The 11,638-nt window shown below is 38.1% G+C and carries 14 protein-coding genes; all 14 read left to right on the top strand.

Features of this window, described 5'->3' with window-relative positions; genetic code table 11:
- The first annotated feature begins 107 nt into the window (after positions 1–107).
- A complete protein-coding gene (locus MJX77_RS16090; protein ID WP_252059638.1) occupies positions 108–1,121 on the top strand; it encodes an aminoglycoside phosphotransferase family protein in 1,014 nt (337 codons plus the stop codon).
- Positions 1,121–1,810, top strand: coding sequence for an N-acetylmuramate alpha-1-phosphate uridylyltransferase MurU (gene murU / locus MJX77_RS16085; RefSeq protein WP_252059636.1), 690 nt, complete (start codon positions 1,121–1,123; stop codon positions 1,808–1,810). The genes MJX77_RS16090 and murU overlap by 1 nt, the downstream gene beginning before the upstream one ends.
- A gap of 87 nt (positions 1,811–1,897) precedes the next feature.
- On the top strand, positions 1,898–2,530 hold the full coding sequence (gene rsmG, locus MJX77_RS16080) for a 16S rRNA (guanine(527)-N(7))-methyltransferase RsmG (RefSeq protein WP_003651451.1): 633 nt from the start codon (positions 1,898–1,900) through the stop codon (positions 2,528–2,530).
- Positions 2,531–2,551: 21 nt separating this feature from the next.
- On the top strand, positions 2,552–3,334 hold the full coding sequence (locus MJX77_RS16075; protein ID WP_003651453.1) for a ParA family protein: 783 nt from the start codon (positions 2,552–2,554) through the stop codon (positions 3,332–3,334).
- Positions 3,331–4,218, top strand: coding sequence for a ParB/RepB/Spo0J family partition protein (locus MJX77_RS16070; protein WP_198307913.1), 888 nt, complete (start codon positions 3,331–3,333; stop codon positions 4,216–4,218). Before MJX77_RS16075 ends, MJX77_RS16070 begins: the two co-directional genes overlap by 4 nt.
- Positions 4,219–4,268: 50 nt before the next feature.
- Positions 4,269–4,904 carry a MotA/TolQ/ExbB proton channel family protein gene (locus tag MJX77_RS16065; protein WP_013198088.1) on the top strand — a complete coding sequence of 212 codons (636 nt, stop codon included), beginning with the start codon at positions 4,269–4,271 and terminating at the stop codon, positions 4,902–4,904.
- 14 nt (positions 4,905–4,918) lie between these two features.
- On the top strand, positions 4,919–5,347 hold the full coding sequence (locus MJX77_RS16060) for an ExbD/TolR family protein (protein ID WP_004642621.1): 429 nt from the start codon (positions 4,919–4,921) through the stop codon (positions 5,345–5,347).
- Positions 5,344–7,071, top strand: coding sequence for a lipid A export permease/ATP-binding protein MsbA (msbA, locus tag MJX77_RS16055; RefSeq protein ID WP_252059634.1), 1,728 nt, complete (start codon positions 5,344–5,346; stop codon positions 7,069–7,071). Before MJX77_RS16060 ends, msbA begins: the two co-directional genes overlap by 4 nt.
- Before the next feature lie 2 nt (positions 7,072–7,073).
- Complete coding sequence (gene lpxK / locus MJX77_RS16050) at positions 7,074–8,084, top strand: tetraacyldisaccharide 4'-kinase (protein ID WP_252059633.1); 1,011 nt, start codon at positions 7,074–7,076, stop codon at positions 8,082–8,084.
- Between the two features lie 9 nt (positions 8,085–8,093).
- A complete protein-coding gene (gene kdsB, locus MJX77_RS16045; protein WP_049836518.1) occupies positions 8,094–8,855 on the top strand; it encodes a 3-deoxy-manno-octulosonate cytidylyltransferase in 762 nt (253 codons plus the stop codon).
- Positions 8,856–8,868: 13 nt separating this feature from the next.
- On the top strand, positions 8,869–9,849 hold the full coding sequence (locus MJX77_RS16040) for a DNA polymerase III delta subunit-related protein (RefSeq protein ID WP_252059632.1): 981 nt from the start codon (positions 8,869–8,871) through the stop codon (positions 9,847–9,849).
- Between the two features lie 10 nt (positions 9,850–9,859).
- Positions 9,860–10,201, top strand: coding sequence for a PilZ domain-containing protein (locus tag MJX77_RS16035; RefSeq protein ID WP_003651467.1), 342 nt, complete (start codon positions 9,860–9,862; stop codon positions 10,199–10,201).
- Positions 10,202–10,218: 17 nt separating this feature from the next.
- The gene (locus MJX77_RS16030) at positions 10,219–10,992 is read left to right on the top strand and encodes a TatD family hydrolase (RefSeq protein ID WP_004792737.1); all 774 of its coding nucleotides are present in this window, start codon (positions 10,219–10,221) and stop codon (positions 10,990–10,992) included.
- A gap of 36 nt (positions 10,993–11,028) precedes the next feature.
- Positions 11,029–11,637, top strand: a complete 609-nt coding sequence (locus tag MJX77_RS16025; RefSeq protein WP_013198082.1) for a TetR/AcrR family transcriptional regulator — start codon at positions 11,029–11,031, stop codon at positions 11,635–11,637.
- Position 11,638 lies beyond the last annotated feature (1 nt).

Genomic DNA, 11,638 nt, shown 5'->3' with positions numbered 1-11,638 from the left:
AAGTATGCTAATTCACAATTAATTATTGTCGCATCATAGAGAAAAAGTTTATAAGTGGCTACACTTAACCCTTCAAAAATCTCAGCTTGTTTTAGATTTTATTGCAAATGAATACACAACGTGAACAATTGATATATACATGGCTTACATCTGTTCTTAAAAATGATCAATTTAAGATCGCTTTTTTAGCAGGTGATGCAAGCTTCCGACGTTATGCGCGTATCCAGTTACAAAATAAAACGTATATGCTCATGGATGCCCCTCCAGAAAAAGAAGACTGTGTTCCGTTTGTGACCATTGACGAATTTTTTGCAGGCCATGGTGTACGCGTACCTCAGATCGTCGCCAAAGATTTGACTAAAGGTTTTCTGTTATTGGAAGATTTTGGTGATGTGCTGTTGTCTACATTATTAAATGATGAAACAGTCGATAAATATTATGAACAAAGTTTTAAACAACTTATTCAAATGCAATCTATTGATGGGACTAACCAGTTTCCAGCTTATTCCTACGAAAAATTAATGTCGGAAATGCAGTTGCTTACAGACTGGATGTTGCCATCGCTTGCTATCCAGCCGACCGCTGAGCAGAAAAAAACGATTGATGATGCATTTGATTTCTTGGTTCGTGCCGCAGTAGCCCAACCACAAGTTATTGTACATCGAGATTTTCACAGTCGTAATCTGATGAAAATTGAAAATGAACTAGAGCTTGGGGTAATTGATTTTCAGGATGCTGTTATTGGCGCTGATACATATGACTTAATTTCCATTACTCGTGATGCATATGTTCAATGGAATGCTGAGCATGTTTATCAATGGTTTAGAACCTTTTATGACTTATTGCCTGAGTCTGCCAAGCAGAACCGCAGTTTTGAGCAGTTCAAGCGTGATGCAGATTTAATGGCTATTCAGCGCCATATTAAGATTCTTGGCATTTTTGTTCGTTTGTTTGAGCGTGATGGTAAGTCTGGATACTTAAAAGACTTGCCGCGAGTCATGTGGTATTTACTCGAAGAAAGTCGTGGTTACGCTGAACTTGAAGAATTTATGGTATTTATCAATAACGTAGTGATGCCTAAATTTATCGAGAAATATGGTAGCTATGAGGTGGCAGCATAATGAAAGCAATGATTCTTGCTGCTGGCTTGGGTAATCGTATGCGTCCACTTACGCTATATACACCAAAGCCTCTGCTTGAGGTTGGTGGTAAGCCGCTAATTGTGTGGCATATTGAAAAGCTTAAGAAAATTGGTGTGACCGAAATTGTCATCAATTCTGCATGGTTGGCAGATAAACTCATCAGTAGCTTAGGCGATGGCTCTCAATTTGGTGTAGATATCCGTTGGACACGAGAGGATGAGGGGCTAGAAACAGCTGGTGGAATTATTAATGCTTTGCCACTGCTTGGAGCAGATCCGTTTATTCTGGTGAATGGAGATGTATGGACCACAATGGATTTTGAAGCTCTAGCCCATATTAAATTAAATGATGATTTAGCTCATCTTGTATTGGTTGATAACCCTAAGCAGCATCCTGAAGGCGATTTTACATTATTCGATGGACGCGCTTTTACATTCGATCAAGATGTGACAGGTGAGAACCTCACTTTTAGTGGTGTGTCTGTTATCCATCCTAAGCTTTTTGATGGATTAGAACCTGGTAAACGTCCTTTAGCTCCATTGTTGAAGCAAGCAATGCACAATCAAAAAATATCTGGTGAAAAGCTTAAAGGTGCATGGGTAGATGTGGGAACGCCTGAGCGTTTATTGGAGCTAGATTTGCAAATTCGTGAAGGCTTCTACGATTAAGTGTGTAATCCCTAATCGTTAACTAGTGTTCCACGATGCATAAATGGGTATACTTTGTTTTAAATTTTACTTAGATGTTATCTGTTTATGCATCCGTTTTTTCAAGAGTTACAACAGGGTAGTCAAAAATTAGGTTTATCGCTTAGCGATGAAGCTTTGGCATTATTGTTAAAGTATCAAGATGCTTTGGTACTTTGGAATAAAGCATATAATCTGACAGCAATTCGTGATCCGAAAGAAATGTTAGTGAAGCATTTGTTGGATAGTCTAAGTATTTTAAATGACTTACCTGAAGGTAGACTGCTTGATGTGGGTACAGGTGGTGGCATGCCTGGCATGATTATTGCTCTTTGTCAGCCACAACGCCAATGTGTTCTTTTAGATTCTAATGGTAAAAAAATTCGTTTTTTGAAGCAATTTATTGCTGATCTTAAATTGAGTAATGTTGTGGCAGTACAAACACGTGTTGAGAATCAAGATACAATTGATGAGCTTGGCCAGTTTGACGTCATAACAAGTCGAGCTTTTGCTTCTTTAACGGACTTTGTAGATGCAGCTCAGCCATATCTTCATCAGAGCAGTATAATCGCAGCGATGAAAGGTGTAGTGCCAGTTGAGGAAATTGAGCAGCTCAAGCAGGACTTTTCATGTAAAGTGATTGAACTGCGCGTACCAAGACTTGATGAACAACGTCATTTACTTTTACTTCAACGTATCTAAATAAAAAGTATTAAGGTTACCATGGCTCAAATTATTGCGATTGCAAACCAAAAGGGTGGTGTTGGTAAAACAACGACTGCAGTAAATCTTGCAGCGTCTCTAGCTGTATTAAAAAAACGTGTATTACTTGTAGATATGGACTCACAAGGTAATGCTACGATGGGGTCTGGTATTCAAAAGAACGATCTTTTGTATTCAATTACAGATGTTCTTCTTGGCGAAGTTCCAATTGAAACAGCCATTCAAAAAGCAGAAGTTGGATATAAAGTTCTAGGCTCTAATCGAGAGCTTTCAGGTGTAGAGCTCGCTATCGCAGAGCAGGAAGGTCGTGAATTCATTCTAAAAAATGCTTTGAATGAAATCAGAAACTCATTTGACTATATCATTGTGGATTGTGCTCCAAGCTTGAGTTTGATTACTGTCAATGCTTTGGCGGCTGTAGATAGTGTAATTATTCCAATGCAATGTGAATATTATGCGCTAGAGGGTTTGGCTGATTTAACTCAGACTATTGATCGTATTCAAAAAGCACTCAATCCTGATTTAGAAATTATTGGTGTATTACGTACGATGTACGATGCACGAAATGCTTTAACACGTGATGTGTCTGCAGAGCTAGAGCAATATTTCGGCAAAAAACTTTATGATACTGTTGTTCCACGAAATGTTCGCTTAGCAGAAGCACCAGCACACGGTTTACCTGTTATCTATTTCGAAAAAAGTTCTAAAGGTGCAGTTGCATACTTAAATCTTGCAGCTGAGATGTTAAAGAGAAGTAAAGTGAAGAAAGGAAGTAAAGTATGAGCATCAAAAAACGCGGATTGGCTAAAGGACGTGGTTTAGATGCATTACTTGGTTCAATTCAAAAAGAAAAACTACAACTGGAAGCACAGGCGTTAGACCACGGACAGTTAAAGCAAATTGATGTGAATTTACTGAAACGTGGTGAATATCAACCACGTCGTTTTATTCATGAGCATGATTTACAAGAGTTAGCATCTTCTATTGAAAAACATGGCGTGATGCAGCCTATTGTAATCCGTCCAGTTGATGATGAAACACATCCATATGAAATCATTGCAGGTGAGCGTCGTTGGCGTGCAGCTCAACTTGCCGGCTTAACTGAAATTCCTGCAATTGTTCGTGATTTAAATGATCAGGTTGCAATTGCATTAGCGTTAATTGAAAACATTCAGCGTCAAGATTTAAATCCAATTGATCAAGCAATAGCTCTACAACGCTTTCATGATGAATTTGGTTTAAGTCATCAAGAAATTGCTGACACAGTTGGTAAAGCACGTACTACTGTCAGTAATCTACTGCGCTTATTGAGTTTAGCTGATGATATTAAAGATTTCATGCAGCAAGGGCAGCTTGATATGGGGCATGCTCGAGCAATTTTGACATTGAAAGGTAAAGATCAATTAGAAGTTGCTAGAATTGTAATCGAGAAAGGATTGTCCGTTCGTCAAACAGAGCAATTGGTGCGTGATAGAAGTGAGCCTAAGCAGGAAAAGGAAAAAGCACCTGTAGCACCAGATATTGAGCAATTGACACAAAAATTATCAGAGCGTTTTGGCGCTAATGTAAAAATTGATCATAACCAAAAAGGTAAAGGTAAACTTGTTATTCATTACCATACCTTGGATGAGTTAGATGGCATTTTAAATATTTGCTTGCCAGAATAATTTGCAGTTGGGTCATGTATTTCTAATTTTATATTCTTGGGGAAGAACATATGTGGGAACTTGTGAGAGCGGGTGGCTGGTTGATGCTGCCTTTAATTCTATGCTCAATTTTAACTGTTGCGATCAGTATTGAACGTTTTGTTCGGTTAAGACGTTCACAAGTTCTACCCGAAGCATTAAGCGGTAAGAGCTCTTTAAGAGCTGAAGATATAGTGGAAAGTTTAGAACAAAATGTAGAAGTGCAAAATAGTGCATTGGGACACATTTTAAAAGCAGGCTTTGAGCATCGCGAACATGGTGAGCAATTTGCTCGCGCGCAAATGGAAGTTGCAGCTTCTCAAGAAATTTCCTATTTAGAAAAAAATATTAATTTCTTGGGCACTTTAAGTGCTGTAGCGCCGTTACTCGGATTGCTTGGCACTGTGGTGGGAATTATTGAGTCATTTCTTGTGATTGATTTTGGATCGGCTGGTAGCCCAAGTTTAATGATCCCTGGTATCTCTAAAGCATTAATTACCACGGCTGTTGGAATGTTAATTGCAATTCCTGCTCTAATTGCTTATCGCTATTTCCAAAGAGTAGTACAAGATTATATTGCTGAATTAGAACAGCAATCGACCTTGTTTCATGCTTCATTGTTCTATAAGCGTTCTTCGTCTGTAGCTGAACACCGCCGTGTTGGTTAAGAGGTAGATGCCAAATGAAGTTTAAACGTTCTCAAGTTGAAGATATTCATATCAATTTAACGCCTATGATTGACTGTTTGTTGTTCATTTTGGTTTTTTTATTGCTGTCGACCACTTTTAATCAGCCAAGTCGCATCAATTTAACATTACCAGATGCACAAGGTGTTCCACCAAAACAGTACGATCATAAAATTGAAGTCGTGGTAGACTCTGCTGGTCATTATGCTGTGAATGGTCAAGCACTTTCATCTAAAGAGGTTGCTGATCTGAGTACTGCAATTAAGCAGGTTGCTCAAGAGCACCGTGATTTTATGTTCATCATTGCTGCGGACGCCAAAGCGTCTCATCAGGATGTAATTCGCGTTATGGATGTGGCAGGACAACTCGGTTTTGTTAACATCAATATTAGTACCAAAGTTCCTTCTAGAGGTTTTTCTGAGTGAATCAAGATTTTAAGGTTTACATGCGTCTCATAGCCTATTTGAAGCCTTATTGGGGCGTGGCCTTATTAGTACTTATCGGGTTCGGTGTTAACTCAGCAACAGAAGTTTCCGTTGCTAAATTGATTAAATTTATTATTGATGCAATCCAAAACGGCAGTAGAGCAGATTTGGATTGGTTCCCGTTATTAATTATTTTATTAGTATTCTTCCGTGGCTTGGGCCTATTTATGGGCGGCTACTATACTGCGGTGATTTCACGTAGTTTAGTTTTTAGTATTCGTCAAGAAGTTTATGCGAAACTTTTAAGACTTCCAGCACAATATTACTTAGATAATTCATCTGGTCATATTACCGCCAAAATTATGTATAACGTTGAACAGCTAACAGCTGCTTCTTCGGAATCATTAAGAACCATTGTTAGGGATGGGATGATTACTCTTGGGTTATTAGGCTATCTGTTTTATACCAATTGGCGTCTTACCTTATGCATTTTTGTGTTTTTACCAGTAATAGGTGTATTAGTACGTAAAGCTTCAAAACGTATGCGAAAGCTTTCATTACAAGTTCAAGACACGATGGGCGATGTGAACCATGTTGTCCAAGAAAGTATTAATGGTAATGCAGTAGTAAAAACTTTTGCTGGTGAGGTATCTGAACAAGAACGATTCTATAAGTCTTCGGAAGAGAACTTAAAACGTGGCTTAAAAATGGTGATTGTACAAAATCTGAATAGTCCGGTTGTTCAGGTCGTAATGGCTTGTGCTATGGCACTTATTGTTTGGTTAGCTTTAAGACCTCAGATTTTGGGTGGCACAAGTGCAGGTGAGTTTGTTGCTTATATTACAGCGGCTGGTTTATTAGCAAAACCAGTTAAAAATTTGACAGATGTAAATGAAAAGTTACAACGTGGTTTAGCAGCAGCTCATTCTGTTTTTGAATTACTCGATTTACCTGAAGAGCAAAACAATGGCCAATTGAAACCTAAATTAAATGGTGCAATCCGTTTTGATCATGTGACATTAAATTATGCGGATGGTGTATCAGCTATTAAAGATTTTTCTTTGGATATTCGTCCAGGTCAAACTGTGGCATTGGTTGGTCGTTCAGGGGCGGGTAAAAGTTCATTGGTGAATATGTTGGTACGCTTTCAAGATGTATCGAGTGGACAAATTTATTTAGATGATTTACCAATTAATGATATTGAGCTTTCTAGTCTGCGTACGCAAATTGCAATGGTAAATCAACAAGTTATATTATTTAATCGTTCTGTTCGTGAAAATATTGCATATGGGCAGTTGGAAGGTTCATCAGATGAAAAAATCTATGCAGCAGCAAAAGCAGCTTATGCACATGACTTCATTATGAATTTGCCAAACGGTTATGACACTATTTTGGGTGCACAAGGTCTAAACCTATCAGGTGGTCAGCGTCAGCGAATTGCAATTGCTCGAGCAATTTTAAAGGATGCTCCAATTCTAATTTTAGATGAAGCTACAAGTGCTCTTGATAATGAATCTGAACATTTTATCCAGCAAGCATTTGATAAGGCGATGCAAGACCGTACAACGATCGTTATTGCACACCGGTTATCAACAATTGAAAATGCTGATCGTATTGTAGTGATGGATCAAGGGCAAATCGTTGAGCAAGGTACTCATAAAGAGCTTCTTGAGAAACATGGTGCTTATTATCAATTACATCAGCGTAATTTTGAGGATAACTAAGCATGTCATTGGCCCAGCTGATCCAGAATGCATGGAATAAGCAATCAAGTTGGTTGATTGCTTTACGTCCATTATCTTGTTTGTATCGTGCTGGGTTTCTATTAAATCGTAATTTTTATACTGCGGGTTTAAAGAAAGTTTATAAGGCACCTGTACCTGTCATGGTGATTGGTAATATTACTGTGGGTGGAAGTGGCAAAACCCCATTATTAATACAACTGGTGAATTATCTACAACAGCATAATGTCAAAGTTGGGGTCATTAGCCGCGGATATGGTGGTATAGGTCCTTTTCCAATGTTGGTTACTTCAGGTGCTCAAGCAACTCAGGTTGGAGATGAGCCTGCATTAATTGTTCAATCGACAAGTGTACCAATGGCAGTGGGGCCTAATAGGCAGGCTGCAATAGAACTTTTATTAGCATCAACATCAGTAGATTTAATTATTAGTGATGATGGTTTGCAGCATTGGGCACTGGGACGACAAATCGAGTGGATTGTACTCGATCAAAATCGAGGCTTAGGAAATCAAAAACTATTACCTGAAGGATATTTGAGAGAGCCAGTTGAGCGTTTAGAAACTGGAACAGTAATTGAACATGCGTATAAACCAACTACAGAATTAAATATGCATCTTGAGACTGGACAGCCATATTTACTCAATCCTTCGCCAAGGGTCGAATACAGTTTTAATCCTCAAAGTAATTATCACGCTGTAGTTGGGATTGGCTTTCCACAGCGTTTTTATCAAACACTTAACGATTTAGGCTTGAAACAATTTCAAGAACATGCGTTTCGTGACCATCATGATTACTCAATCGATGATTTAATTTTTAATGATGAACTGCCACTTATTACAACTGAAAAAGATGCAGTTAAATTATTGCCATTGCTTAAAAAATATCCAGAATTTAAACAGCCTATTTGGGTTGTTCCTGTTAAAGCTATCCTGTCTGTAGAGTGTTATCAGGTTTTAAAGCAGCAACTGCAACAACTTGATATCCAATTATCTTAGGAAGAAAAAATGAAACACATCGTCATTCCAGCACGCTTCTCAAGTTCGCGTTTGCCAGGTAAGCCCTTGTTGCTTATTCATGACCGTCCTATGATTTTACGTGTAGTGGATCAAGCCAAAAAAGTTGAAGGTTTTGATGATCTATGTGTGGCAACAGATGATGAACGTATTGCTGAGATTTGCCGTGCAGATGGTGTAGATGTTGTTCTTACAAGTCCTGATCACCCATCAGGAACAGACCGATTAAGTGAAGTTGCGCGTATTAAAGGTTGGGATGCTAATGACATTATTGTAAATGTTCAGGGAGATGAACCTTTATTACCAGCCCAACTTGTTAAGCAAGTTGCAAAACTTTTGGTTGATAAACCAAATTGTTCAATGTCGACGTTGTGTGAGCCTATTTATACCTTAGATGAATTTCAGCGTGATAGCATTGTAAAAGTAGTCATGTCTAAACAAAATGAAGCTTTATATTTTAGCCGAGCAACTATTCCTTATGATCGGGATGGGGCTAAAGATAATGAACCGACTTTACATACACAAGCATTTCGTCATTTAGGTTTATATGCGTATCGAGTGAGCTTATTGCAAGAATATGTGACCTGGGATATGGGTAAGCTTGAAAAATTAGAAAGTCTTGAACAATTACGTGTTTTAGAAAATGGACATCGTATTGCGATTGCTGTTGCTCAAGCAAATTTACCACCCGGTGTGGACACTCAAGCTGATCTTGATCGCTTAAATAATATGCCAGTCGAATCTTTTGAATAAGCGTTAATTTTTAATGAATCCGAATGTAACTTCAAAGGTTTATCCTTGGCAGAAAACAACTTGGGACACCTTAACAACAAGGTTTCCCAATATTGGACATGGTCTGTTATTTTATGGCAAGGAAGGCTGTGGGAAACATGCTTTTGCTAAGCATTTCTTGGCGTGGGTGCTTTGTCTAAATAAGCAGCCTCATGGTGCTTGTGGTGAGTGTAGCAGCTGCCAATGGTTAAAATCGGATACTCATCCAAATTATGTCCATATCACAACAGATGAAGAAAATAAAAAGCAAAATGCAAAAATAAAAATCGAAAAGATTCGAGATTTGTTGCCTTTTGTGCAACAAACAGGAGAGGGTTGGCGCGTTATTCTTATTGAACCTGCTGAAGCTCTTAACTTGGCATCTTCAAATGCGCTATTAAAAACCTTAGAAGAACCAGGTGAGCGTGTTGTTTTAATTTTATTGGCCGATCACTACCTTAAATTACCGGCCACTATTCGTAGCCGATTGCAGCACTTTGCTTTAGATCGCATTTCATATGAGCAGGCTACTTCATATTTGAATGAGCATTTATCTGAAATTGCAGAAGTACAACCTGATTTATTGCTTGGTCTATCTAATGATATGCCTTTACAAGCAATAGAAATTGCAAAAAGTGATTGGTTTACTAAACGACAGATTTTCTTAAATGACTGGCTAAAAATTGTAGCTCAAAAAAATATGCCTTTATTTTTCTCAGGAAAATGGCAAAAAGAATTAAGTTTTAGTGATTTTATCGTACTTTTTGAGTACTTGTTGGGAGATTTAATTTGTGTCAAGCTAAATCAACCGCAGAAAAATACAGATTTAGATTTTGATCAATTAAGTTCATATTACGATTTAGAAAGCTTATTCAATATTTATAGTGAACTACAACAAGCAAAAAAGCTGGTTGAGCAAAATGTACAAAGTCAACTTATTATAGATCAATTGTTTATAACGTTAATGAATGTTTAAGGGGAAGATTATGCAGCCGCAAATGGGAGGGATTATTCAGGTAAATATTCCTGATAGAGCTACTTTACAAGCAAGCTATATGGGATATGTGCAAGGTGGAGGCCTATTTGTACCATCAAAACAAAAAGTAAAAATGGGACAAGAAATTTTCATTTTAGCTACTTTGCCTGAGCAGTCTCAAAAAATTCCTCTTACGGGTAAGGTGATTTGGATATCGCACAAGCAGAGTGGATTTAAACCTCAAGGTTTTGCTATTCAATTAAGTGGAGATAAGGGAATTTACTATAAAGCTGAGGCAGAAAGAGTTTTGGCTGGTAGTATGTCTCTAGATCGTCCAAGTTATACCATGTAATCAAATAGGATAGAAAAGTGTTTGTTGATACGCATTGCCATTTAACGATGTTAGATTTAACGCCTTATAACGGCGATCTGGACCTTGCGCTTGCAGCAGCGCGAGCAGAAGGTGTGTCTAAATTTATGGCAATATCCGTTGATCTTGATGACCACATTGCACTAGCAGAGATTGCAAAGAGACATGAAGACGTTGGTTATACAGTAGGTGTTCATCCTTGTGAAGATGCCGATACAATGGCTCGTGCCACGACCGAATACTTGATTGAATTGGCTCAGTCGAAAAAAGTATGGGCTCTGGGTGAAACGGGACTGGACTACTATCACAGTACAGATTTTGTTGAAGAGCAAAAGGCATGTTTTGCAAGACATATCCAAGCTTCGAAAACTGTAAAAAAACCGGTTGTCGTTCATACGCGTTCAGCAAAGCATGATACGGTAGATATTATTCGTGCTGAAAACTCCACTCATGGAATTTTGCATTGTTTTACCGAAGATTGGGAAACAGCAAAGGCTGTTCTGGATTGTGGTTATTACATTTCTTTTTCAGGTATTGTGTCATTTAAAAATGCACAAGACTTGCGTGATGTAGCTAAACAAGTGCCATTAGATCGGCTTTTAATTGAAACAGATAGCCCTTATTTAGCACCTGTTCCATACCGTGGAAAAACAAATGAACCAAAATATGTACCTTATGTAGCCAAAGCGCTCAGCGATGTATATGATAAATCGGTTGAGGAAATTGCAATGATCACCTCACAAAATTTTGAGAACTTGCTAAAAGCGATTTAAGTTATAGAAACTATATAAGAGAGTAATTGCGTGAAGATGGATCGTCAGGCTCAGTTCCGAGCAAGAGAAGTATTAATATTTCAGGTTGCGGAGCAATTATTGCTAGAAAATGGCGAAGCCGGAATGACACTTGATGTCTTGGCTGCTGAGCTTGATTTAGCAAAAGGAACTTTGTACAAACACTTTCAAAGTAAAGATGAATTGTACATGCTGTTGATTATTCGTAATGAACGTATGTTACTCGAAATGGTTCAAGATACTGAAAAGGCTTTTCCAGAACATTTGGCCTTTTTTATGCTGCATCATTTACACCACCCTGAACGGACAGTTTTATTTCATCAAATTGAGGAAAAACTTTCGATTACAGCTCAAGGTGTGCATCACCTTTTTAATGAGCTTTATCAAGTGCGTAAACAACGATTACGAATTATCATTCGCATGACAGATCACTATTTAGAATCGATTCAAAGCAATATGACAACTCGAGATTATCTGGCTTCTATTTGGTCGTTAACTCATGGTGCAGCAGCTATTCTCAACTCAAGTTTTTACCAACGCTATTTAGGTTCACGGGACACTTTAAGAGTGGCTTATATTGATCAGGCATTAGCCTTACCTAAACAAACTGCTGAACAATATGCTTAAT

Source organism: Acinetobacter sp. AHP123 (assembly GCF_023757925.1).
GTDB lineage: Bacteria > Pseudomonadota > Gammaproteobacteria > Pseudomonadales > Moraxellaceae > Acinetobacter > Acinetobacter oleivorans.
The sequence above is the reverse complement of the archived record's forward strand: the minus strand, read 5'-3'. Positions and strand labels throughout refer to the sequence as shown.

What these genes read in the sequence shown, in the direction of transcription:
- MJX77_RS16090 (WP_252059638.1), top strand. Translation starts at nt 108, where the DNA reads ATGAATACACAACGTGAACAATTGATATATACATGGCTTACATCTGTT.
- murU (WP_252059636.1), top strand. Translation starts at nt 1,121, where the DNA reads ATGAAAGCAATGATTCTTGCTGCTGGCTTGGGTAATCGTATGCGTCCA.
- rsmG (WP_003651451.1), top strand. Translation starts at nt 1,898, where the DNA reads ATGCATCCGTTTTTTCAAGAGTTACAACAGGGTAGTCAAAAATTAGGT.
- MJX77_RS16075 (WP_003651453.1), top strand. Translation starts at nt 2,552, where the DNA reads ATGGCTCAAATTATTGCGATTGCAAACCAAAAGGGTGGTGTTGGTAAA.
- MJX77_RS16070 (WP_198307913.1), top strand. Translation starts at nt 3,331, where the DNA reads ATGAGCATCAAAAAACGCGGATTGGCTAAAGGACGTGGTTTAGATGCA.
- MJX77_RS16065 (WP_013198088.1), top strand. Translation starts at nt 4,269, where the DNA reads ATGTGGGAACTTGTGAGAGCGGGTGGCTGGTTGATGCTGCCTTTAATT.
- MJX77_RS16060 (WP_004642621.1), top strand. Translation starts at nt 4,919, where the DNA reads ATGAAGTTTAAACGTTCTCAAGTTGAAGATATTCATATCAATTTAACG.
- lpxK (WP_252059633.1), top strand. Translation starts at nt 7,074, where the DNA reads ATGTCATTGGCCCAGCTGATCCAGAATGCATGGAATAAGCAATCAAGT.
- kdsB (WP_049836518.1), top strand. Translation starts at nt 8,094, where the DNA reads ATGAAACACATCGTCATTCCAGCACGCTTCTCAAGTTCGCGTTTGCCA.
- MJX77_RS16040 (WP_252059632.1), top strand. Translation starts at nt 8,869, where the DNA reads ATGAATCCGAATGTAACTTCAAAGGTTTATCCTTGGCAGAAAACAACT.
- MJX77_RS16035 (WP_003651467.1), top strand. Translation starts at nt 9,860, where the DNA reads ATGCAGCCGCAAATGGGAGGGATTATTCAGGTAAATATTCCTGATAGA.
- MJX77_RS16025 (WP_013198082.1), top strand. Translation starts at nt 11,029, where the DNA reads ATGGATCGTCAGGCTCAGTTCCGAGCAAGAGAAGTATTAATATTTCAG.